The 21498-nt window shown below is 73.1% G+C and carries 21 protein-coding genes; 4 read left to right on the forward strand and 17 right to left on the reverse strand.

The genetic code is table 11. The annotated features are described in order from the left end of the window. Nucleotides 1-45: 45 nt before the first annotated feature. Nucleotides 46-1212: a hypothetical protein gene (locus ACFFXY_RS13420; protein ID WP_382351099.1), complete on the reverse strand. Its 1167-nt coding sequence runs from the start codon at nucleotides 1210-1212 to the stop codon at nucleotides 46-48. A gap of 60 nt (nucleotides 1213-1272) precedes the next feature. Between ACFFXY_RS13420 and ACFFXY_RS13425 the strand changes: the two genes are divergently transcribed. Beyond that, complete coding sequence (locus ACFFXY_RS13425; protein ID WP_382351102.1) at nucleotides 1273-2169, forward strand: hypothetical protein; 897 nt, start codon at nucleotides 1273-1275, stop codon at nucleotides 2167-2169. Here the strand turns inward: ACFFXY_RS13425 and ACFFXY_RS13430 are convergent. The 3 genes from ACFFXY_RS13430 to ACFFXY_RS13440 all read right to left on the reverse strand — a co-directional run bounded on the left by ACFFXY_RS13430 (nucleotide 2166) and on the right by ACFFXY_RS13440 (nucleotide 8536). Further along, nucleotides 2166-3542 (reverse strand): glycine--tRNA ligase, encoded by a 1377-nt coding sequence (locus ACFFXY_RS13430; RefSeq protein WP_382351105.1) that lies wholly within the window; start codon nucleotides 3540-3542, stop codon nucleotides 2166-2168. The two genes, ACFFXY_RS13425 and ACFFXY_RS13430, sit on opposite strands and share 4 nt — an antisense overlap. Nucleotides 3543-3738: 196 nt before the next feature. Continuing rightward, on the reverse strand, nucleotides 3739-6630 hold the full coding sequence (locus ACFFXY_RS13435; protein ID WP_382351108.1) for a tetratricopeptide repeat protein: 2892 nt from the start codon (nucleotides 6628-6630) through the stop codon (nucleotides 3739-3741). Nucleotides 6631-6664: 34 nt separating this feature from the next. Next, nucleotides 6665-8536 (reverse strand): HSP90 family protein, encoded by a 1872-nt coding sequence (locus tag ACFFXY_RS13440; protein WP_382351111.1) that lies wholly within the window; start codon nucleotides 8534-8536, stop codon nucleotides 6665-6667. Between the two features lie 142 nt (nucleotides 8537-8678). On the opposite strand from ACFFXY_RS13440, the gene ACFFXY_RS13445 reads away from it, so the two are divergent. Continuing rightward, a complete protein-coding gene (locus tag ACFFXY_RS13445) occupies nucleotides 8679-9920 on the forward strand; it encodes a hypothetical protein (protein WP_382351114.1) in 1242 nt (413 codons plus the stop codon). 9 nt (nucleotides 9921-9929) lie between these two features. Here the strand turns inward: ACFFXY_RS13445 and ACFFXY_RS13450 are convergent, their stop codons facing one another. The 9 genes from ACFFXY_RS13450 to ACFFXY_RS13490 form a co-directional block, all read right to left on the reverse strand. Beyond that, on the reverse strand, nucleotides 9930-10937 hold the full coding sequence (locus tag ACFFXY_RS13450) for a hypothetical protein (RefSeq protein WP_382351116.1): 1008 nt from the start codon (nucleotides 10935-10937) through the stop codon (nucleotides 9930-9932). Further along, a complete protein-coding gene (locus ACFFXY_RS13455; protein WP_382351119.1) occupies nucleotides 10934-11305 on the reverse strand; it encodes an antibiotic biosynthesis monooxygenase in 372 nt (123 codons plus the stop codon). The genes ACFFXY_RS13450 and ACFFXY_RS13455 overlap by 4 nt, the downstream gene beginning before the upstream one ends. Before the next feature lie 10 nt (nucleotides 11306-11315). Continuing rightward, nucleotides 11316-11714 carry a Fur family transcriptional regulator gene (locus tag ACFFXY_RS13460; protein ID WP_359953489.1) on the reverse strand — a complete coding sequence of 133 codons (399 nt, stop codon included), beginning with the start codon at nucleotides 11712-11714 and terminating at the stop codon, nucleotides 11316-11318. Nucleotides 11715-11737: 23 nt separating this feature from the next. Then, nucleotides 11738-12058, reverse strand: a complete 321-nt coding sequence (locus tag ACFFXY_RS13465; RefSeq protein ID WP_382351121.1) for an ArsR/SmtB family transcription factor — start codon at nucleotides 12056-12058, stop codon at nucleotides 11738-11740. Between the two features lie 53 nt (nucleotides 12059-12111). Then, complete coding sequence (locus ACFFXY_RS13470) at nucleotides 12112-12966, reverse strand: metal ABC transporter permease (RefSeq protein WP_382352000.1); 855 nt, start codon at nucleotides 12964-12966, stop codon at nucleotides 12112-12114. Nucleotides 12967-12992: 26 nt separating this feature from the next. Further along, complete coding sequence (locus tag ACFFXY_RS13475) at nucleotides 12993-13766, reverse strand: metal ABC transporter ATP-binding protein (protein ID WP_382351124.1); 774 nt, start codon at nucleotides 13764-13766, stop codon at nucleotides 12993-12995. A 15-nt stretch (nucleotides 13767-13781) separates the two neighbouring features. After that, nucleotides 13782-14768: a metal ABC transporter solute-binding protein, Zn/Mn family gene (locus ACFFXY_RS13480; protein ID WP_382351127.1), complete on the reverse strand. Its 987-nt coding sequence runs from the start codon at nucleotides 14766-14768 to the stop codon at nucleotides 13782-13784. 150 nt (nucleotides 14769-14918) lie between these two features. After that, a complete protein-coding gene (locus ACFFXY_RS13485; protein WP_382351130.1) occupies nucleotides 14919-15632 on the reverse strand; it encodes a TIGR03943 family putative permease subunit in 714 nt (237 codons plus the stop codon). Then, nucleotides 15629-16651, reverse strand: coding sequence for a permease (locus ACFFXY_RS13490; RefSeq protein ID WP_382351133.1), 1023 nt, complete (start codon nucleotides 16649-16651; stop codon nucleotides 15629-15631). The genes ACFFXY_RS13485 and ACFFXY_RS13490 overlap by 4 nt, the downstream gene beginning before the upstream one ends. 74 nt (nucleotides 16652-16725) lie before the next feature. On the opposite strand from ACFFXY_RS13490, the gene ACFFXY_RS13495 reads away from it, so the two are divergent. Then, a complete protein-coding gene (locus ACFFXY_RS13495) occupies nucleotides 16726-17577 on the forward strand; it encodes an ion transporter (RefSeq protein ID WP_382351136.1) in 852 nt (283 codons plus the stop codon). Here ACFFXY_RS13495 and ACFFXY_RS13500 read toward each other — a convergent pair. After that, nucleotides 17570-18358: an isoprenyl transferase gene (locus ACFFXY_RS13500; RefSeq protein WP_382351139.1), complete on the reverse strand. Its 789-nt coding sequence runs from the start codon at nucleotides 18356-18358 to the stop codon at nucleotides 17570-17572. The genes ACFFXY_RS13495 and ACFFXY_RS13500 overlap by 8 nt on opposite strands. A 281-nt stretch (nucleotides 18359-18639) precedes the next feature. After that, nucleotides 18640-19395 (reverse strand): DNA repair protein RecO, encoded by a 756-nt coding sequence (gene recO / locus ACFFXY_RS13505; RefSeq protein ID WP_382351142.1) that lies wholly within the window; start codon nucleotides 19393-19395, stop codon nucleotides 18640-18642. Nucleotides 19396-19477: 82 nt separating this feature from the next. On the opposite strand from recO, the gene ACFFXY_RS13510 reads away from it, so the two are divergent. Then, the gene (locus ACFFXY_RS13510) at nucleotides 19478-20119 is read left to right on the forward strand and encodes an MOSC domain-containing protein (protein ID WP_382351145.1); all 642 of its coding nucleotides are present in this window, start codon (nucleotides 19478-19480) and stop codon (nucleotides 20117-20119) included. Here the strand turns inward: ACFFXY_RS13510 and ACFFXY_RS13515 are convergent. Both ACFFXY_RS13515 and ACFFXY_RS13520 read right to left on the reverse strand, forming a co-directional pair. Continuing rightward, the gene (locus tag ACFFXY_RS13515; RefSeq protein ID WP_382351148.1) at nucleotides 20116-20577 is read right to left on the reverse strand and encodes a PH domain-containing protein; all 462 of its coding nucleotides are present in this window, start codon (nucleotides 20575-20577) and stop codon (nucleotides 20116-20118) included. The two genes, ACFFXY_RS13510 and ACFFXY_RS13515, sit on opposite strands and share 4 nt — an antisense overlap. Before the next feature lie 71 nt (nucleotides 20578-20648). Next, nucleotides 20649-21326, reverse strand: a complete 678-nt coding sequence (locus tag ACFFXY_RS13520) for an endonuclease V (protein WP_382351151.1) — start codon at nucleotides 21324-21326, stop codon at nucleotides 20649-20651. Between the last annotated feature and the right edge of the window lie 172 nt (nucleotides 21327-21498).

The raw sequence follows: 21498 nt of genomic DNA on the forward strand, positions 1-21498 counted from the left end.
CACTGAGCTGCGCGGCCCCGTGCCGCACGGTCGCCGCGCCGCGCCTCAGTCCACTTCCACGAGCGAACTGCACCGTTCGAGCGTCGTGCCGTCGGGCCGGTGGATCGCCGCCCCGCCCTGGAAGTCCAGGTCCGCGTAGAGGCCGTCGGCCCACACCGGGCAGCTCGCCACCGCGTCCCGGGCCCTCCCGTCCTCGGTGACCACGACCGGGATGCGCGCCTCGCCGGGCACGGTCGTCACCAGGACGAAGCCCTGGAGCAGCTCGTACCCCCACCACTGCGCCCGGACCTCCGGGTAGGCGGTGATCTCCCAGGCCGCCCCGGGCGCGGGCGCGACGGCGCGGGACGCGTCGTCGGGGAACGCGAACGGGCAGTCCACCGGGTCGGGGTCGATCGCGCACCGGTCGAGGTGCGCGCGCAGAGCCTCCTCGATGAGCGCCTCCCCCTCGGGCGAGACCGTCGGCCACGGGATCGGCAGCCACTCGTCCGCGTACTCGGCGCCGAGCGGGATGAACCGGTTCCCGAGCGTCAGCAGGACCCCCTCGGTCTCCAGCTCCATCGTGGACGGCAGTTCGGGGTAGAACTCGTAGATCCCCGGCAGCAGCACGATGTTCGTGATCCCCATGGCCTCGTCCACGGGGACGGTGACGCCGTTGACGTCGAGGTGGTCGAAGGCCGGGTACGCCTCGGAGCCGCTGAGCGCGTTCTCGATGCGGACCTCGCCGTCCTCGATGCCCACGAAGTACCGGAACCCGATGCGGGTCCCGTCGAACGCCTCGATCTCGGCGTACACCTGCGACACGTACCGGCCCTCGCGGGCGCTCGCCGCGCTCGCGACCTGCCCGACCTCGACGATGCTCCAGCGGGTGTCGAGCGCCTCGTCCACGAGGAAGTCGCCGGTGGCGTGCGGCTGGTCGGTGAAGGCCAGGGCCCCTTCGATGTCGCCCGCCTGCGCGGCCTCCAGGAACCCGGTGACGACGCCCTCGGCGTCGCGATTGCCGAACGGCGCCCACTTGGCGACGGCGACCGCGCCCGCCGCGACGAGCAGCAGGACCGCGGCGAGGGCCATGGCGGCGTTGGGGAAGCGGAAGCGGCGCTTCGGCGCGTCCTCAGTGGACGGCGGCTCGGGGGCCTCCTCGGCGGTCGCGTCGACCGCGCCGAGGTCGATCGCGTGCTCGTCGCCCCAGCGGTCGGGTGTCGCCGCTCCGGACACTCTGGCTCCTCGACTGCTACCGTGGTCCACAAAGTGTAGCGTTCTCACTCGGGACCCCCGATGCCCAAGACCAGGTGGATCAGCGCCCCCGCACGGGGGCTGCGGCGGCTCGCGGCGCGCGTCGTCCACCGCACCGCGCCCATGCCGCGCCTGCCGTTCGCGGTCGCCCTCGCGGCCTGCGCGGCGGCCCTGGCGGTGTCGCTCGAATGGCAGCCGCTCCCCGACGACGGCGTCGCCGACGTCTCCGAACTGGGCACCGCGCCCGCGCTCGCCCCCGACTTCACCTCGGGGCCGCAGGTCGAGTTCGAGATCCTCGAATACGGGTTCAGCCCCGTGGTCGACGAGCTGGGCACGCCGCGGGTGATCCTCGGCGCGGTCCTGCGCAACCCCTACGACACGGCGATGGTCACGCCCGGCTCGCTCGACGTGTGGGCCCTCGCCGCCGACGGCACCGAGGACGACCTGGAGAGCTTCTACCCCAACCCGATCCCCGCCGACACCACCGTGCAGCTCGGGTTCGTGCTCTCCGCGGCCCTGTTCGACACCCCCGTGGAGCGCCTCCGCGTGACCTCGCGCGAGCCGTCGTTCCTCGCCCCCGAGCCCGCGGACCTCACCCCCGAGCAGCGCGACTGGGTGTTCGTCGAGCCCCTCCCGGAGCTGTCGGTGCTCGCCGTGGACCCGCTGCTCAGCCCCGACGGCTACCGCGTCCACTACTCCGTGACGAGCGCCGTCGAGCAGGAGATCCGGATCTCGATCATGTTCCGCGACGAGGAGGGGACGCTGATCGGCGGCCTCCCCGCCGGGCAGGACCCGTTCTCGTTCGACCTCGGCTCCGCGGGCTGGCGCACCGTCGCCGCGGGCGAGTCGGTGCAGGAGCTGGACCTGCACGCCTCCTGGATACCCGAAGGGGCCGACCTCGACAGGATCGAGATCGGCCCCCGGAGGTTCGGCGGCTAGAGCCGTTCGAGGAGGTAGCGCTCGACCTGGTCGAGGGCCACGCGCTCCTGCTTCATCGAGTCGCGGTCGCGGATCGTCACGGCCTGGTCTTCGAGCGTGTCGAAGTCCACGGTGATGCAGTACGGCGTGCCGATCTCGTCGGCGCGGCGGTAGCGGCGGCCGATCGCGCCGGCGTCGTCGAAGTCGACGTTCCAGTGGCGGCGCAGGCGCGCGGCCAGGTCCTTCGCCTTCGGCGACAGGTCCTCGTTGCGGCTCAGCGGCAGCACCGCGGCCTTGACGGGGGCCAGGCGCGGGTCGAACCGCAGGACCGTGCGCTTGTCGACGCCGCCCTTGGTGTTCGGGGCCTCGTCCACGTCGTACGCCTCCAGCAGGAACGCCAGCACCGAGCGGGTCAGGCCCGCCGCGGGCTCGATGACGTACGGCGTCCACCGCTCGCCCTTGGCCTGGTCGAAGTACGACAGGTCCGCGCCCGAGTGCTTCGAGTGCGTCGACAGGTCGAAGTCGGTGCGGTTCGCGATGCCCTCAAGCTCGCCGAACTCGCTGCCCGCGAAGTTGAAGCGGTACTCGATGTCGACGGTGCGCTTCGAGTAGTGCGACAGCTTGTCCTGCGGGTGCTCGAAGCGTCGCAGGTTCGCCTCGGACAGGCCGAGGTCCACATACCACTTCCAGCGCTCGTTCAGCCAGTACTCGTGCCACTCCTCGTCCGTGCCCGGCTCGACGAAGAACTCCATCTCCATCTGCTCGAACTCGCGGGTGCGGAAGATGAAGTTGCCCGGCGTGATCTCGTTGCGGAAGCTCTTGCCGGTCTGCGCGATGCCGAACGGCGGCTTGCGGCGCGAGGCCGTCATCACGTTCGTGAAGTTCACGAAGATGCCCTGCGCGGTCTCCGGACGCAGGTAGTGCGTGTTCTCGGAGTCCTCGACGGCGCCCAGGAACGTCTTCATCATGCCGTTGAACATGCGCGGCTCGGTGAAGGAGCCGCGGGCCCCGCAGTGCGGGCACGCGAGGTCGGCGAGGCCGTTCTCGGGCTCGGCGCCGTCGTGCTTCTCCTGGTACGCCTCCACGAGGTGGTCGGCGCGGAAGCGCTTGTGGCACGACTGGCACTCGGTGAGCGGGTCGGTGAACTCCTCCAGGTGGCCGCTGGCGACCCACACCTGCGGGTTGAGGACCACGGCGGAGTCGAGGCCGACGACGTCGTCGCGCTCCCGGACCATCGCGTTCCACCACTCGCGGCGGATGTTCTCCTTCAGCTCCACACCGAGCGGGCCGTAGTCCCAAGCAGAGCGGGTGCCTCCGTAGATCTCCGAACTGGGGAAGACGAAGCCGCGGCGTTTGGACAGGCTGATGAGCGCTTCGGTGCGGTCCTGGGACACGATGATTCCTCTCGATCCGGCTGGCGGTCGGTGAGACTGCGGATAGGTTCCGCGAACAGACTGTTCGCTTTTCGGCGGATGTTCAACCCAGTTTCGACCAGGTGCAGAACACTCGGGCACACCGCGTGTGCGCCCATGCCGCCAGTGCGCAAGCGTACCTCGCGCGGGCGGCCCCGCCGCCGTCAGGCCCGCCGCGTCAAACCGCGCCGCCGCCGCCGCGCAGATCCGCGAGGTGCTGCACGAACCCCTCCCGCGCCTCCGCGTGCTCCGGGGACGCCAGCCAGCCGAGGGCCTCCTCCCCCGTCTCCACCGCGCCCGCCGCGTCCCCCAGCTCCGACAGCAGCCACATCGTCTGGTGCGCCGTCAACGACGCCCGCTCCAGCAGCAGCGGCCCGTCCCGGAACACGGCGAGCGCCCGCCGCTGGAGGTCGAGCACCGGCTCCGCCTCGTCGCGCCGCAGCCCCGGCTCCCCCGCCTGCGACTCCAGGAACTGGAACGTCAGCTGCGCGTGCTGCCGGTAGGTCTCCCCCAGCTCGAAGCGGGCCGCCTCGCGGACCTCCTCGGGCAGGCCCCGGTCGGCGCGCTGCGCGATCAGGCCCGCGGCGATGTGCGCCATCGACTGGAGGCCCTCGCCGAACGCGGCGTCCCCGGAGATGGTGCGCAGCAGCCACACCCGGGCGCGGCTCACCCGCGCCCACGACGTGAGGTCCCCGATCTCCTCGGCGGCCTCGGCGGCGCGCGTGTACACCTCCAGGGCGTGGTCGTGCTCGCCGAGCTTCTCCAGCAGCTCCCCGGTGAGGAACAGCGTGTCCGCGTACAACGGGGCCCTGCCGAGCTCGGGGCGGGTCTCCATGAGGGCGAGCGCGGCGAGGCCGTGCTCGACGCCGCGGCGCGTGTCGTCCTGCTTGTCGTACGCCTCGGCGAGGTTGAAGCGGATGTTGCAGGCCCGCCACGCCTCCGCGTCGGGCAGGTCGTCGAGGGCCGCTTCGAGGATCGGGACGGCCTCGGCGCGCCGGTCCAGCTCCACGAGCGCCGTGCCCATGAGGTGGCGGGCCACGGCCCCGGGGACGGCCATGCCGACCGCGTCGCAGTGCACGGACGCGGCGAGGGCGTGCTCGTAGGTGCCCTCGTGGTCGCCCTGGCGCATCCGGAACTCCGCGGCCTGGAGGTGCAGCTTCGCGGCGATGGTGCGGCTCGGCTCGTCGCCGAGGGCGGTGAGGCCGTCGCGGGTGACCGCGTACGCCGCCTCGAAGTCCCCGGCGAGGCCGATCTGGTCGGCGAGGTCGGCGCTGGCGCGGGCCACGGCCCATCCGGCGTCGGCGGCGCGGGCGACGTCGCGTTCGGCGGTGAGCAGCCACGTCTTGGCGTCGGTGTCGTCGGTGAGGCGGGCGCGCAGGTCGAGGAGGTCGCAGCGGCGGATGAGCGCGTAGCGGCGGTCGGGCAGGTCGGCGAGCTCGGCGTCGAGGGCCTCGGCGCGGGCGTCCAGGTCGGGCGCGGGGTCGCCGGTGAGGTACTCGGCGCGCATGGCGAGGACCTGGCTGGTGTGCAGGCTGCGGTCGTCGATGCGGTGCTCGCCGCGCAGCCGCAGGGCCGTGGCGGCGACCTGCGCGGCCCCGGCCCTCACCTCGTCGGGGGCGGTCTCGGCGCGGTGGATGAGCAGGAACGCCTCCGCGACGAGCGCGCGGCCCGGCTGGCCCGCGGTGCCGAACAGGGCCACGGCGCGGCGCAGGCCCGACTCCACGGCCTCGGGGTCGTCGGCGCGCGCGGACTCGGCGTGCGCGATCTCGGCGCGGTGCTCGGCGATCAGCTCGATGCCGAGCCGGTCGGCGATCGCGCCGACCTTGAGCCAGGCCTTCCACGTGTCCGGGGAGCACGCGTCGTACGCGGCGTAGGCGGCGTCGATGGCCGCGTCGAGCGCGGGGCCCTCGACCGGCTCGTCCGCGGGCAGCTCCACGCGGGCCTCGACCGCACGGGGCTCCTTGAGGCCCAGGTGGACCGGTTCGTCGTAGGGCGTGGACTCCACGACGCACGCGGACATGCGGGAGTGGTGGTCGCTGCCGTTGCGGGCGTCGAAGCGCGCGCAGATCGCCTGCCGCTCGGCCTCGGCCCAGTCGTGCAGCCCGGAGGCGGTCCACTCGCGCCCGCCCGGGCCCGGCACGGCCGCGTCCGCGAACCCGAGGGCCGCGAGGCGGCGGCAGGTGAGCACGGCGACCTCAAGGAGCCGCTGGCGCTCGCGCACCCCCAGGTCGAGGTCGAAGAAGCGGGCGTGGTCGGCGAGGATCTCCACGGCCCGGTGCTCGTTCCCGGTGAGCGCGCAGAACTCGATGTGCAGCGCGATCATCGGGACCATGTCCTCCTTGCCGCGGCACATCTGGTAGCCGCGCAGGTGGTTCGCGCGGGCCTCGGCCGGTCGGCCCAGCTCCACGAGCGGCAGCAGCGACAGGGCCAGCCCGTAGTGCGGCTCGTGGGCGCACGAGTGCTCGCCCGCCAGGACCGGCTCCAGCATCTCCATGGCCGCGTCCGCGGAGTCCTCCTCCGCGTAGAACACGATCGTCGCGAGGGTCGTGAACTGGCATGCGGTGCAGTCGGACATGTCGTCCTCCTCGGCCTCGCCGAGGGCCTCGATGGCGCGCGCGACCCGGTCGTAGTCGCCGGTGTGGAACGCCAGCTGCATCTCGTAGGCCGCGGGCGCGTGCATCGAGTACCCGGCCTCGGCGTAGCGGCGGCGCATCTCCTGGAGCCAGTGCTCGATCGATTCGAGCGGCACGTCGGGCTGCTCGATCATCGAGTCGACGATCCACTTGAACGTCCAGTACAGCGAGCGCGTCAAGTAGGCGTCGAAGTGCTCGGGGCGGGTGTCGAAGGAGCGCAGGAGCCGCGCGAACGGGACGAGCAGGCGCGTGGAGTCGCGGGAGAACTCGTACGCGTCGACCAGGCCGTTGAGCGCGTAGTTGACCAGCTCGGGGTCGCCGACCGCGTCCGCGGCCTCGACGGCCCGCTCCAGTGCCGCGACCTTCGCCTCGCCGGCCTCCTCGAAGCGGGCCTCGTTGAGCAGACGCCAGATCGCGTCGGGGTCGGGAGTGGCCATCGCGGGTCCTCGGTCTTTCTCGGCGGGGGTTCGTCTAATCCTTTGTAACGTGTTCCAGCAGATTCATGAAGGAGCGGTTGAGGAGCGCGGTGTCGGCGCTGCGCAGCGGCCGGTGGCTCATGAGCAGGGCCTGCCCGTACAGCGACTCGACGGCGGTCCCGGCCAGGTCGGCGTCGGCGATGCCGCTGACGCGCCGCACGGTGGGGTTGCGGTGGTTGAGGACGAGCTGCGCACGCGGGGCGTGCTGCTTGATGGAGGCGAGGATGCCGCCCCACAGGTCGTCGGCCTGCGCCTCGGCCTCGGCGCGCTGGCGCTCGCGGCGGGCCTCGCGGTCGTCGAGGAGCAGCGCGGGCACCGAGACGGGGTTGAACTCGCGGACGACGACGTCCACGTCGACCGCGTCGAGGCGGGCGCGCGCGGCGGCGAGGAACGACTGGAGGGCCAGCTCCTCGCGGGCGGGGACCGGGTCGAGGCTCGCGGAGATGACGCCGGGCTGGAGGTGCTCGATCTTGACGTCGGGGTCGAGGCGCGGCAGGGCCTGCACGAGCTCGGCGTCGTACGTGTAGCCGCCGTTGACGACGCCGATGCCCTGGGCGGCGGCGATCTGGGCGACCTGCCGGAACTCGTCCACGGTGGAAGCGAGGTAGACCGGCTGGTGGGCGCGGGCGAACTCGGGGAGGCCGGTGCGCCCGGCGGTGGTCTCGAACCGCAGCCACGGGAGCATCGCGGCGAGCAGCTCCTCGTCGTGGCGGGCGAGGGCCTTGACGCCGAGCTCGTGGACGGCGAGGAACGCCTCCAGGCGGGTCGGGTCCTCGGCGGCGAGGCGGGAGATCCACTCGCGGATCTGCGCGCCGATCGCGTCGCGGGCGACGGCGAGGGCCTCGTCGTCGTAGAGGGACTCGCGGGAGGCGGTGGGCCGCAAGGAGTCCGTGTCGACCACGCAGCGCACGAAGAACGCCCACTCGGGGACCAGGTTGTCGGCGGTCTCGGTGAGCAGCATGCGCTTGAGGTGCACGCGGTGCGCGGGCCGGGCCGAGGGGGACGCGGCGTGCGGGAGCACGAACGCGACGCCCTTGAGACCGGACAGGGGCACGTCGAGGTCGATGACGTCGAGGGGCGGGAAGCCCATGACGTTCTCGCAGTAGCGGTTGAGGGCGAGCCGCCGCGCGGTCGCGTTGGGGTGCCGCCGCTCCCACAGCGGCGGCGTGTCGGTGATCCGCTCGGGCGCGCCGCCGCCGAACACGGTGACCTCGACCGGCAGCAGGGAGCCGTACTCGCGGGCGAGCTGGACGACGCGGTGCGGCTGGAGCCAGTCCTCGCCGGGGCGGGCGGTCAGCTCCACGGTGGTGCCGGGCTCGGGGTGCTCGGCGTCGGGGACCTCGGTGACGGTGTAGGAGCCGTCGTCGCGCGCGGACCAGCGGACCACGGGCGCGGCGGGGTCCTTCGCGGACTTGGAGGTCACGGTGATGACCGACGCGACGGTGAAGCACGCGAGGAGGCCGATCCCGAACTGCCCCAGGAAGTCCCGGCGCGCGCCCTCGATCTCCTCGTCCCGCTTGGACGAGCCGCCGATCGTGGCGAGGAGCTTGTGGACCTCCGCGACCGTCAGGCCCACACCGGGATCGGTGACGAGCAGCCGCGTCCCCTCGGCGGTGATCCGCACCGGGGCGCCCTCGGCGGCGAAGCCGGGGTCGATCTGGCGGCGCGCGGTGACGGCGTCCACCGCGTTCTGGAGGAGCTCGCGCACGTACACCTTCGGCGAGGAGTACAGGTGGTGCGAGAGCAGGTCCACCAGTCCGCGCAGGTCCACTTGGAACGTATGGGAAGTGGGCGTTGTCTCAGACACGGCGCGTCCTGCTCTGATCGGAGGTCGTTCAGCGTCAGTCAGACTAGCAAACCGCCGCATCCCCGGGACGCGTGAAAACCCCGCTCCGAGCGGACGCCTCCGCTGGTCCGCTTCCGGTAAGGTGACCGCTACCGAACACCCGGCCGCGCCGTCGGCCGCGTGCCGCCGACCGCGCCCCACGACCCGCGAGGAACCCGCCCCGATGACCTTCCCGCCCCCGCCGCCCGACCGGATGCACCTCCAGTACCAGCCCGCCCCCGCGCCGCCGCAGCAGCAGGCGGGCCCGGGCGGCGCGTACGGGCCGGTGCACCACAACCCGGACCAGCCGGTCCCCGGGCAGCTCCCGCCGCCCGCGATGACGATGGCCAAGCCCGGGACGATCACCGGCGTCCAGGTCATCCTGTGGATCTTCACGGCCCTCGCCGGGATCGGCGACATCGGCTCGGCGATCGGCCTGGTCAACTACTTCAACCCGTTCAGCCTCATCGGGCTCGCATTCGCCGTGTACTCGACGGTCCAGGCGCTCGCCTCCGGCATCCACATCACCCGCGGCAAGCGCTGGGCGTGGATCTGGTCGCTCGTCTCGGCGATCCTCGGCCTCGCCATCAGCGCCGTCGCGATCGTCTTCGGGATCGTCTACATCGAGACCGGGTGGGTCTCGCTCCTCGTCGGCATCGCCCTCGGCGGCCTGTACGGGACGCTCCTGGGCCTCCTGTGCTCCAAGTCCGCGCGGCAGTGGATCCTCATGCACCGCATCCAGCGGGGCGAGGTGCGGCTCCCGGGCGCGCCGGGCGGGTTCGCGCAGGGCGCGGCCCCGGAGCGGCCCGCGACGCGGCCGGGCGCGGCGACGTTCGCGGCGATCCTCGCGGGCCTGGTCGTCGCCCTCGCCGCGTGGACCGCGTTCGGCACGATCCGGACCCTGGTCGCGCTCCACAACGGCGGCTTCGGCGTCGAGTACATGGCGATGGGGTACGGGACCGGGCTCACCATGGTCACCGCCGCGACGGCGGTCCTGACCGTCGCCTTCGGGATCGTCGCGGCGCTCGGCGTCCTGCGCGGTTCGTTCGGCGCGCGCGTGTTCACCGTCGTGTGGACCTCGGTCCTGGTCCTGCCGTGGGGGCTCATCGCCGTCGCGCAGACCATGGACTACGTCAGGTACAGCGAGTACACGCTCCCGCCGGACAAGGCGAACTGGACCGTGACCCTGGTCCGCCAGGACCTCGTCGCGCTGCTCGTCATCGCCCTGTTCATCGCGGTGCTCACGCCCGCCGTGCGGTCCTGGACGCCCGGGAAGGGCGGGACGGCCCTGATCGTGGTCGTGCCGCAGGCGCAGTACGGGACGCAGCCGCAGGGCCAGTACGGGCCGCCGCAGCAGTACCCGCCGCAAGGGCCGGGAGCCCAACCGCCGCAGCCGTACTCGCCGCAGCCCCCGTACAGCGGCTAGGCGCGCGCCTCAGCCTTCGACGTCGTACCAGCCGCAGACGCTGGTGCCGATGGTCTGCGCGGTCTGCTCGACGGGGACGACGAGCGCGATCTGCGAGCCGTCCGCGAGGCGCACCCGCACGTCGAGGTCGTTGTAGCCCAGCGGCTGGACCTCGGCGGTGGCCGCGTCCCAGGACTCCCATTCGGCGATGTAGTCCTCGGCGGGGCGGTCGCGCATCTCGGCGCAGAGCATCGCGTACGCGCCGTCCCAGTCCTCGTCGGCGAGCTCGGCGACGAAGTCCCCGGCCGTGGCCTCGATCTGGTCGGTCACGGAGTTCGTGAAGGTCGCGAACGCCATGAACAGGGCGATGGCGACCGCGGTCACGAGCGCGGTGCCGCCGCCGATGCCCAGGACCAGCTTGAGCGCGAAGCGACCGCCGTTGCGCTCGGTGGGCGGGGCCGCGAACGGCACCGGGACGCCCGTGGGGGGCGGCGGCGCGGAGGAGACCACGGGGGGCGTGGGCTCGACGGCCGCGGTGGTCGGCGGGAGCGCGAGCGTGTCGGCGGTCCCCAGGTCGGCGCCCGCCTCGGGGTTGAGGGCGGCGTCGATGCCGCTCTCAAGCGCCACCGGCGGGACGGCCCCGGCCGGTTCGGGGACGGACGGCTCGGGCTCGAACGGGATCGGGGCGGCCCCGGGCTCGGGGGCGACCTGCGCGGGCGCGGCCGGTTCGGCGACGGCCTCGACGGAGGTGTGCGGCTCGATCTCGATCGGCCCGGTGTCATGGGTCGCGGGCGCCTCGGGCTCGGGGGCGGGCTCGCGGTCGGGGACCGGTTCCAGCGGCGGCTCGACGTGCTCGACCAGCTCGGGCTCCGGCGCGGGGTCCTGCACCTGCTCGGGGACCGGGACGTGCTCCGACGCGGGGACGGGCTCGGGGGCCGGTCCGGGGTCCGGGACGTGCTCGGGGGCCGGTGCGGCGGGGACGGCTCCAGGGTCGGGCGGCGCGGCCCCGTCGGGGCGCGCGGCGTCGCGGTCGCTCATCGGGCGGCCTCCCGGCGGGCGGCCTCGGGGTCGGCCTCGCGGTCGGAGTCGGTGCGGTAGGGCGTCCCGCCCGGCGCGCACTCGGCGAGGACCTCGAAGCCCGACGCCTCGGGCAGGGCCCGCGACAGGAGCGGCGTGGCCATCTTGACCTGGAAGTTCGAGAGCGAGCGGCGGTAGGAGCCGACGTCGTCCCACTCGGTCCACAGCATCCAGACCTCGTCGGCGGCGTCGAAGTCGTCGAGCGCGCGGCCGAGCCCCCCGCGCGCGTAGCCGCCGCAGGAGGCGAGCGCCGCGAGGGCGTCCTCGGCGTCGCGCGAGAAGCTCTCCGTCTCGCCTTCGGTTACGGCGAAACGATATACAACCAGCACGGTGCCCACCCTACTGTCCGGCCGCGGTACGCGAGCAGTCGGCGCAGAGGCCGTGGAGTTCGAGCGTGTGCCCGACGTCGGTGAAGCCGTGCTCGGCCGCGACCTTGTTGGCCCAGCGCTCCACGGTCGGCCCGGCGACCTCCGCGGTCTTGCCGCACGAGCGGCAGACCAGGTGGTGGTGGTGCTCCTCGGCGGCGCACAGCCGGTACAGGTGGTCGCCGCCGGGCAGGCGCATGACGTCGACGATGTCGGCCTCGGCGAACGCCTGGAGGGTGCGGTAGACCGTGGTCAGGCCGATCTTGGACCCGGCGTCGCGGAGGATCGCGTGGAGGTCCTGGGCGCTGCGGAAGGCGTCGTCGTGTTCGAGCAGGTCGAGGATCGCGGTCCGCTGCTTCGTGGACCTGGCCATGTTCTCGGCCGGGGGCTTGGCGGTCACTGGTGCTCCTCCCTGGCGTGGTTGACGGCGTCGGTGACGATGTGCGCGATGTGGTCGTCGATGAGCGAGTACGAGATCTCCCGGCCCGACCTGGTGCCGCGCACGATGCCCGCGCCGCGCAGGACCCGCAGGTGCTGCGAGACGAGCGGCTGCGTGACGCCGAGGGTCTCGACGATCTGGTGCACGTACTTGGGGCCCGCGGCCAGCTCCATGACGATCGCGATCCGCAGCGGCGCCGCGAGCGCGCGCAGCAGCTCCCCCGCCGACTCGTAGTCGGCGGGCGTGGATTCTTCGGCTAGCTCGGTCTCGGTCCGCACTCCGCAAAAATATCGCGTCGCCGGCCCCGGTGAGGTCCCAGGTGCCGCGGCGGTCATGCTTTCGCGGGCAGTTCGACTTCGAGCGGCTCGCCTTCGGGGGGCAGATGGCGGCGGCGGGTCTGGCGGACGCGCCGGGTCAGGGCCGCGAGGACGGCGGTGGCGACGAACACGGCGACACCGATGAGCACGATGGTCGCGCCCGGCGGCACGTCCTGGGCGGCCGAGGTGAGGACGCCCGCGCCGGAGATGAGGAACCCGGCGGCCATCGACGCGAACATGGTGGTCTTGAACGAGCGCGTGAACTGCTGGACGGTGACCACGGGGATCACCAGGAGCGCGCTCACCAGGAGGATGCCGACCGCGCGCATCGACACCGAGACGGTCACGGCGGTGGTGATCAGGAGCAGCAGGTTGAGCGCGGCCACGGGCAGGCCCGAGACGCGCGCGTACTGCTCGTCGGCGCAGATCGCGGTGAGCCAGGGCCGCAGCACCAGCATGAGGGCGGCGACGGCCGCGCCGCCGACGACGATCGTCCACACCTCGGACCACCCGGCGGTGAGCAGCGACCCGAACAGGTACTGCTGGAGGTTCGCGACGCCCTTGTCGGAGGCGATGCCGGTGAGATAGACGCCGCCCGCGAGGCCGCCGTAGAACAGCATCGCGAGGGCCACGTCCCCGGAGGTCTTGGACTTGGCGCGCAGCAGCTCCATGACGACGGCGGCGGCGACGGTGACCGCGAGCGTCGTCCACACGGGCGCGGCGCCGGTGAGGAACCCGACTGCGACGCCGGTGAGGGCGACGTGGCCGAGGCCGTCGCCGATGAGCGCGAGGCGCTTCTGGACGAGGAACACGCCGACGGTGGGCGCGCAGAGGCCGACGACGAGCGCGCTGAGCAGGGCGCGCTGCATGAACTCGTACTGGAAGTACTCGAAGATCACTTGCCGCCCCAGAGGTCGTCGGTGCCGTCGGGGCCGTTGTGGCCGTTGGCGTGCGGGTGGAGGTGCTCATGGGCGGGGTCGGCGTGCTCGCCGACCGGGCGCGGGGGCGCGCCGTCGTGGACGACCTTCCCGTCGGCGAGGACCACGGCGCGGTCGAGGCGGTCGGTGAGCGGGCCGAGTTCGTGGGTGACGAGCAGGACCGCGCACCCGGCGTCGATCCGGTCGGCGACGACGGCGGCGAGCGCGGTCTGCGTCTCGGCGTCCACGCCCACGGTGGGCTCGTCCATGATGAGCAGGTCGGGGTCGGTGGCGAGGGCGCGGGCGATGAGGACGCGCTGCTGCTGGCCGCCGGAGAGCGTGTCCACGGAGCAGTGGGCGTGGTCGGCGAGGCCGACTTCGGCGAGGGAGCGGGCGACGGCGTCGCGGTCGGCGCGGCGCGCGGGCATCCCGAGGAGGCGGTGGGCGAGGCGGCCCTGGGAGACGACCTCGGCGGCGGTGGAGGGGACGCCGGAGGCCGCGCCGGTGCGCTGGGGAACGTAGCCGATGCGCTTCCAGTCGCGGAAGCGCTTCTGCGGGGTGCCGAACAGCTCGATCGCGCCTCCCGCGAGGGGCACGAGCCCGGCGACGGCCTTGATGAGCGTGGACTTCCCGGAGCCGTTGGCGCCCATGAGGGCCACGGCCTCTCCGGGGGCGACGGCGAGGTCGGCGCCGCGCACGACGGCGCGGCCGCCGTAGGAGACGGTCGCGCCGCGGACGGTGAGGACGGGCATCTGGGTAATGCTGCCTTACGCCGCGCCGAGGGCGGTCTGCAACGCGGCCAGGTTCTCCCGCATCACAGTGAAGTAGTCGTCCCCGGCGTCGGCCTGGTCGTCGGTGAGCCCTTCGAGGGGGTTGAGGACGGCGGTGGTCGCGCCGGACTCGGCGGCGAGGGTGTCGGCGATGTCGGGGGACACGAGGGTCTCGAAGAAGATCGTCGTGACCCCGTTCTCCTCGACGTAGTGGGCGACGTCGGCCATGCGCTGCGAGTCGGGCTCCTGGTCGGGGCTGAGGCCGGAGATGGCGACCTGGGTGAGGCCGTAGCGGTCGGCGAGGTAGCCGAACGCGGCGTGGGAGGTGACGATGGCGTCGCTGGTGCGGGCGGCGAGGCCGTCGGTGAACTCGGCGTCGAGGTCGGCGAGGTCTGCGGTGAACTGCTCCGCGGCGGCGGTGTAGTCGGCGGCGTTGGCCTCGTCGATCCCGGCGAGGCCGTCGGCGACGGCGGTGCCGATCTGGGCGAAGCGGGTCGGGTCGAGCCACACGTGCGGGTCGGTGCCTTCGAGCCCCTCGTGGTCGTGGTCCTCGCCCTCCTCCTCGGCGTGGTCCTCGTCCTCGGCGTGGTCGTGGTCGTCCTCGGCGAGGGCCTGGGTGGCGTCGTAGCCGATGGTGTCGACGGCGGTGGACACGTCGAGGGCCTTGTCGGAGGCGTACTGCTCGATGGCGGCGTCGAGTTCGGGGATGAAGCCCTTGAGGTAGACGACGTAGTCGGCCTCTTCGATGGCGGCGATGTCGGAGGGGGCGAGTTCGAGGTCGTGGGGCTCCTGGCCGGCGGGGGTGAGGTTGGTGACCGCGACGTCGTCGCCGCCGACCTGCTCGGTGGCGTAGGCGAGGGGGTAGAACGCGGCGACGACGCTGGTGGTGCCGTCGTCGGAGCCGCCTTCCCCGCCGCACGCGGCGAGGGTGCCGGCGGCGGCGAGGCCGGCGATGGGGAGGATGAGCAAGCTGGATCGGCGCATGCTTGAACCCTGCTCCGTCATGACAATCATTGTCAACATCTAATATGAGCGGCGCGCCGCGGCCGGTCGGCCGCGAGCTGCGGGAACGCCTCACGTTCAGGGTCGCACGGCCGCGGCCGCATGACCCGGATCACGCGAAAGAGTGACGGGCTACTGGTACTCGTTGTCGGGGGCGGGGATGCCGGTGACCGACTCGACCTCGATGTACGGGACGAGCTCGCCGTTGATCTCGTCGCGGCCCTGCCTGGGGGTGTACTCCCCCACGACCTCGACCCACTGGTCCGGCTCCAGGCCGGCGGGCACGTCGCCCTCGAAGCCGATCTTCACGGGCCGGGCGTCGGCGGCGCAGCAGGAGACGACCATGCGCGCGAGCTGCGGCTCGTCACCCTCGTAGAGGATGAAGCCGCGCAACTGGATGCGGTGGCCCTCCAGGGTCTGGCCCTCGTCGAAGATCGCGCGCGCGGCGTAGTCGAGGAGGGTGAGCGGCACCGGGTCCACGTCGTCGGGCAGCGCCGGGTAGCTCGACCGGGACTCCTCGGCTCCCACGACGGTGCCCGTCCGCTCCGCCTCGTACGACCCGAGCGCGTCGGGGGCCACCAGCAGCATCCCGACCACCGGCGCGAGCAGCAGCCACGCCACCTTCGGCTCGCCGTGCCCGTGCCCGTGCCCGTCGTCGGCCTCCCCGCGGCCCTGCCACGCCTGGACGCCCGTGATCGCGGCGACCGCGATGAGCAGCACCCCGGCGGGCACGATGAGCCAGAACGCGTAGGGCTTGACGTAGTCGAGGTAGTCGCCGGTCCAGGCCAGGCGCAGCATCCCGCCGCCGACCAGGAGCAGGACGACCGCCTGCGCGTCGCGTCTCACAGCCAGACCACTCCCATCAGCGCGGCGGCGGCGAGCGCCGCGAGGAATGCCGCCGGGGCGAACCGGACCGCGAAGCGGCGGCCGAACGTCCCGGCCTGCATGGCCGCGAGCTTCACGTCGATGAACGGGCCCACGACCATGAACGCGAGCTTCGCGGTGGGCGAGAACTGGGTCAGGGACGCGGCCACGAACGCGTCCGACTCCGAGCAGATCGACACGAGCACCGCGAGGACCGCCAGCGCGAGGACGCCGAGGACGGGGCTGTCGGCGATGGGCGCGAGCCACGTCTCGGGGACGAGGGTGTTCAGGCTGGCGGCGATGGCGGCGCCGATGACGAGGTAGCCGCCGGCGTGGAGGAAGTCGTGGCGGATCGCGGCCCAGTACGCGGCCCATCTGCCGTCGTCGTGGTGGCGGTGCTCGGGCAGGCGCAGCCACTCGGTGCGGCCGAGCTTCGCCCACAGCCATCCGATGCCGATCGCGGCGGCCAGGGAGGCGCACACGCGCGCGGCGACCATCTCCGGGTTGCCGGGGAAGGCCACGAACGTGGAGACGACGACGATCGGGTTGATGGCCGGGGACGCGAGCATGAACGTGAACGCGGCGGCGGGGGCGACGCCGCGGCGCACGAGGGCCCCGGCGACGGGCACGGAGGCGCATTCGCAGGCGGGGAGGACGGCTCCGGCGACGCCCGCGACGGGGACGGCGAGCGCGGCTCGCTTGGGGACGGCCCGGTGGAAGAACCCGGCGGGCACGAACGCGCTGATGGCGGCGGAGAGGGCGACGCCGAGGACGAGGAAGGGGAACGCCTGGACGCAGACGGCGACGAATCTCGCGGCCCAGGCCTGGGCGGCGGGGGCGGCGAAGAGGTCGGTGAGGCCGGGCCTGGCGGTGAGGCCGAAGACGAGGAGCAGCCCGAGGGCCTCGATGGAGGTGAGCCCGCGGCGGGCGCGCGGGGGGCGCTCGGCGGCGGGGGCGTCGGTGTCGGCGAGGTCGGCGCTCACGGCCCCATTGTGCGGCATGGGGTGCGCCGAATGCGTCACCGGCCCGCTCACCTCCGCAGTCGGCGGGTGTACGGGCTTACTACTCTTGTGCGGTGCGCGTTCCCACCCTTGGTACCGACCCCAGCCGTATCCCCGCCGCCTGCAGGGCCCTGCTGGCGAGCCCTCGGTTCCAGACGGTGTCGATGGTGGTCATCCTCGTCAACGCGGCGGCGCTGGGCGCGATGACGTTCCCGCACTCGGCGGCGACCGCAGAGTTCCTGCACTGGGTCGACTACGTGTGCCTGGGGTTCTTCACGTTCGAGGTGCTGGCGGGGCTGGTGTCGTTCGGGCGGCGGCCGCTGCGGTTCTTCAAGGACGCCTGGAACGTCTTCGACTTCGTGATCGTGGTGGCGTCGTTCATGCCGGGTCTGCGCGAGAACGTGACGATCCTGCGGATGCTGCGGCTGGCGCGGATCGTGCGGATCTTCCGGTCGCTGCCGTCGCTGCGGATCATCCTGGTCGCGGCCGGGAAGGCGCTGCCGAAGTCGGCGGGCGTGTTCGCGCTGACGGGCGTGGTCATGTACCTGTGGGCGATGGTCGGGTGGATCGCGTTCAGCGCCTCCGACCCCGAGCACTTCGGCACCGTCGGGAAGACCCTGCTCAACCTGTTCCAGCTGGTGGCGTTCGACGACATGGGCAACGTCATGCGCAACAGCATGGAGCACAACATATGGACGCTGCCGTACTACCTGGTGTTCATCCTGTTCGGCGCGTTCGTGCTGGTGAACCTGCTCCTCGGCGTGGTGCTCGCGTCCATGGAGGAGGCGCAGCGCCTCGACGACCTGGACGAGCAGGTCTCGGCGGACACCGCGCTCATCCTGGAGCGGATCGACCGGCTCCAGACCACGGTCGACAAGCTCCAGGCCGACCAGGAGCGCGGCCGGGGCTTCACGCCGTTCAGCTAGCGGCGACCGGGTTGGGCTCGGCGCCGCCGAAGCGGCGGTCGCGGCGGGCGTAGATCTCGCACGCGCGCCACAGGTCGCGGCGGTCGAAGTCGGGCCACAGGACGTCCATGTAGACGAGCTCGGCGTACGCGGACTGCCAGGGCAGGAAGTTCGAGGTGCGCTGCTCGCCGGAGGGGCGCAGGAACAGGTCCACGTCGGGCAGGTCCGGGTTGTACAGGTAGCGGGCGAAGGTCTTCTCGGTGACGCGCTCGGGGTTGAGGCGCCCGGCCTTGACGTCGCGGGCGAGGGCCGCGGCGGCGTCGGCGATCTCGGCGCGGCCGCCGTAGTTCACGCAGAACTGGAGCGTGATCTTGTCGTTGTCCTTCGACATCTCCTCGGCCACTTCGAGTTCCTTGATGACGCTCTTCCACAGTTTCGGGCGGCGCCCGGCCCAGCGGATGCGCACGCCCATGGCGTGGAGCTCGTCGCGGCGGCGGTGGATGACGTCCCGGTTGAAGCCCATGAGCCACCGCACCTCGTCGGGGCTGCGCCGCCAGTTCTCGGTCGAGAACGCGTACGCGGAGAGGGTGCCCACGCCCATCTCGATCGCGCCCTCGATCGTGTCGAACAGCGACGCCTCGCCCATCGTGTGGCCCTCGGTGCGCTTGAGCCCGCGCTCCTTGGCCCACCGGCCGTTCCCGTCCATCACGAGCGCCACGTGCCTCGGCACCAGGTCGCGCGGCAGCTCGGGCGGCACCGCGCCCGACGGGTGCGGCTTCGGCGGCTCGTACGTGCGGCTCACTGGACCTCCAACTCGGCGGGGAGACCGCCTGCGCGGCGGCGCCCGGCGGGGCCTCGATCGTAGTCCCGCCCCGAGCGCTCCTCGCCCCGGCCGCCCCCGACCGACGGCCCGACCGCCGTCGTCGCGACCGCTGTCGCAGTCACGGCCGCAGCCGCCTCGACTGCCGCCGCGACCGCAGTCGCGGCCGCCGCTGTCGGACCCACCGGGCACGCTTGAAAGCGGGGGCGCCAGCGAACCCGCGAATCCCTCGCGTTCGCCCGCGGCGTGCGCGAGCGCGCCCCTCAGAGACCGCCGCGGCCGTGGGGGACGTACTTGAGGGTGCGCAGGGGCCGCTCGGAGTGCCATTGGAAGTGGGCGGCGATGAGGCCCGCGGCCTCGCTGCGCTGGCGGGGGTCGGCGGCGACGGCGTTGCCCCAGTCGCCGGACTCCAAGGCGCGCATGAGCTCCAGGGACGAGGGCGCGGGGACGGAGGCGCCGCCGGGGCGGCAGTCGCCGCAGACGGCGCCGCCCGCGGCGACGGCGAACGCGCGGTGGCGGCCGTCGGCGCCGCACACGGCGCACTGGTCGAGCGAGGGCGCCCAGCCCGCGGACTTCATGCCGCGCAGCAGGTACGAGTCCATGACGAGCACCGGCGGCAGCTCGGTCTCGGCGAGCGCGCGGAAGGCGCCGAGGGTCAGCTGGAACACGTCGAGGTCGGGCTGGTGGTCCTCGGGGACGAGCCGCTCGGCGGCCTCGGCGATGACGCACGCGGCGGTGTACGCGGCCCAGTCGGAGCTGATCGCGCCGCCCGAGAGGTGCAGGCCGACGGCCTGGGTGACGGTGTGGAGCTCGGCGCGGCCCTCGATGAGCTGGAGGTCGACGTGGCTGAAGGGGGCGAGGCGGGCCCCGAACTTCGAGGAGGTGCGGCGCAGGCCCTTGGCCATGGCGCGGTAGCGGCCGCGGGTGCGGCCCAGGAGCGACACGATCGCGTCGGCCTCGCCGAGTTTGAAGGTGCGCAGGACCACCGCGTCGTCGCGGAACAGCTTCCGAGTGCTCACCCCCACGCCGCAAGCCTAGCGGGGGGCTCCGACACCGCAAATGCGGTTGAGGCGCACGCCGCCCGGGGATACGCTCCGGCGCGTGAAGATCCTCTCGGTGAACGTCGGCCGCCCGCGGGCGAACCCGTGGAAGGGCCTCGCGGCCACGTACATCGACAAGCGGCCCGTGGACGGCCCCGTCCGGGTGACCTCGCCGGGGCCGAAGGGCGACGGCTCGGTGGGGCTCGCAGGCGACCGCGTCGGCGACGTGGCGAACCACGGCGGGACCGACCAGGCCGTGTACGTGTTCGGGAGCGAGGACTACGCGCATTTCGGGGCCCTGGTGGGCCGCGAGTTCGGGCCGGGCGCGTTCGGGGAGAACCTGACGACGAGCGGCTACGACGTGAACGCGGCGCTCATCGGCGAGCGGTGGGCCGGGCCCGGCGGGCTGGTGCTCCAGGTGACCGGGGCGCGCATCCCGTGCGGCACGTTCCGCGGGTGGATCGACGAGCGCGGCTGGCTGAAGACGTTCGCGCGCGAGGCCCGGCCGGGCCCGTACCTGCGGGTGGTCGAGCCGGGCCACGTCGAGGCCGGGGCCGAGCTCGACGTGGTGCACCGGCCCGGCCACGGGGTGACGGCCGCGATGTTCTTCCGCGCCGCCATGGGCGAGCGGGACCTGATCGAGGAGGTCGCGTCGGTCCCGGACCTCGCGCCGGGCGACGCCGCGTGGCTGCGGGGGCGTTAGGCCGCGACGGCCGCCGCGGGCTCGGCGGGCTTCTTGAAGTAGGCGTTCGCACTGGGGCTGAACATGACGATGGTCGCGGTGAGCACGGCCGCGACGTGCAGCATGCGGGCGACGAAGATCCCCATCATGAGCCGGCCGTCGCCGCCGAACGCTTCGAGGAACGGGGCGCCGTCCATGAGCTGCTGCGCGGGTTCGACGACGAGCGAGGCGAGGCCGATCACGGACAGGAGCCCGGCGAGCGCCCAGCGGGCCCAGCGGCGGCCCGTCGCGAAGACGACGATGAGGGCCATGACGGCGAGGTAGATCAGGCCGCGGACGGCGACGGCGGTCCAGACGCCCGAGTCGAGCCCGGTGTCCTGGGCGGTCTGGCTGACGACGAAGACGGCTTCGATGACGCCGGCGACGACCGCGGTCGTCCACAGCAGGGCGGCGTTCGTGACGGACTGGGGTTTCTCCATGCCCTCAACGCTAGGGGGAAAGCCCACCGGCGGCGATCCTGCGGGCGGGCCGGTCGGGGGTGGGGTGGGCCCTACCTCGTCTCGGCGAGTCGCTTGCGGCCCAACTGGTCCGCGGCTCGGATGGGTTCGGGGAGGCGGTAGCGGGGCGCGAGTTCGAGGACGAGGTCGCGGGCCGAGGCGAGGGTGCGGCGGTGGCCCACGGACACGAACACGGGCTTGACGCCGTCGCGGGTGCGCAGCGCGCACCCGACGGTCTCCTCCCCCGCGTCGATCGGCGACCAGTCGCCGCGGGCCGGGCCCGGGTCGGCGACGGGCAGGTGCGGCGGGTTCTTCGCGACGCCGATCGCGGGCGCGTCGAGCACGACGCCGAGGTGGCAGGCGAGGCCGAAGCGGCGCGGGTGGGTGAGGCCGTAGCCGTCGCACACGTACAGGTCGGGGGCGACGGTGAGCGCTTCGATCGCTTTGAGCAGCAACGGGAGTTCGCGGAAGGCGAGGAGGCCGGGCACGTACGGGAAGTCGGAGGCGCCCTGCACGACGGCCTCGTCGAGGACGGCGAGGTCGCCGCGGCGCAGGACGACCGCGGTGGCGACGGCGGTGTCCGAGGCGGTGTCGTAGGCGATGTCAAGGCCCGCAACGGTGTCGATGGGCCGGTCGTCGTCGGCGACGACCACGCACCCGGCGAGCTCGGTCTGCATGGCGACCGCCTCGGCCTCGTCCCGAGGCATCCGCACGTGTGCTGCTATTTCCATCCCTAACCCCCACCCACCCGGGGACCGTAGGGGCGAGCCTCCCCCGGGGGTACGACAAGAACCGGCGCTCCGAGCGATCTTGTCACCCGAAGCAGTGACACCGCCCCCGGGGTCGGGCCGGGGCCCGCGGAGTGGACGCGACCGGCGCGAACGCGAAGGATGCGCGGGTTCG

Source organism: Glycomyces mayteni (genome assembly GCF_042428885.1).
Taxonomy (GTDB): domain Bacteria; phylum Actinomycetota; class Actinomycetes; order Mycobacteriales; family Micromonosporaceae; genus Glycomyces; species Glycomyces mayteni.

What these genes read in the sequence shown, in the direction of transcription:
- ACFFXY_RS13515 (WP_382351148.1), bottom strand. Translation starts at nt 20,577, where the DNA reads ATGGAGAAACCCCAGTCCGTCACGAACGCCGCCCTGCTGTGGACGACC.
- ACFFXY_RS13450 (WP_382351116.1), bottom strand. Translation starts at nt 10,937, where the DNA reads ATGAGCGACCGCGACGCCGCGCGCCCCGACGGGGCCGCGCCGCCCGAC.
- ACFFXY_RS13520 (WP_382351151.1), bottom strand. Translation starts at nt 21,326, where the DNA reads ATGGAAATAGCAGCACACGTGCGGATGCCTCGGGACGAGGCCGAGGCG.
- ACFFXY_RS13440 (WP_382351111.1), bottom strand. Translation starts at nt 8,536, where the DNA reads ATGCGGCGGTTTGCTAGTCTGACTGACGCTGAACGACCTCCGATCAGA.
- ACFFXY_RS13425 (WP_382351102.1), top strand. Translation starts at nt 1,273, where the DNA reads ATGCCCAAGACCAGGTGGATCAGCGCCCCCGCACGGGGGCTGCGGCGG.
- ACFFXY_RS13480 (WP_382351127.1), bottom strand. Translation starts at nt 14,768, where the DNA reads ATGCGCCGATCCAGCTTGCTCATCCTCCCCATCGCCGGCCTCGCCGCC.
- ACFFXY_RS13470 (WP_382352000.1), bottom strand. Translation starts at nt 12,966, where the DNA reads ATGCAGCGCGCCCTGCTCAGCGCGCTCGTCGTCGGCCTCTGCGCGCCC.
- ACFFXY_RS13435 (WP_382351108.1), bottom strand. Translation starts at nt 6,630, where the DNA reads ATGGCCACTCCCGACCCCGACGCGATCTGGCGTCTGCTCAACGAGGCC.
- ACFFXY_RS13490 (WP_382351133.1), bottom strand. Translation starts at nt 16,651, where the DNA reads ATGCCGCACAATGGGGCCGTGAGCGCCGACCTCGCCGACACCGACGCC.
- ACFFXY_RS13445 (WP_382351114.1), top strand. Translation starts at nt 8,679, where the DNA reads ATGACCTTCCCGCCCCCGCCGCCCGACCGGATGCACCTCCAGTACCAG.
- ACFFXY_RS13475 (WP_382351124.1), bottom strand. Translation starts at nt 13,766, where the DNA reads ATGCCCGTCCTCACCGTCCGCGGCGCGACCGTCTCCTACGGCGGCCGC.
- ACFFXY_RS13460 (WP_359953489.1), bottom strand. Translation starts at nt 11,714, where the DNA reads ATGGCCAGGTCCACGAAGCAGCGGACCGCGATCCTCGACCTGCTCGAA.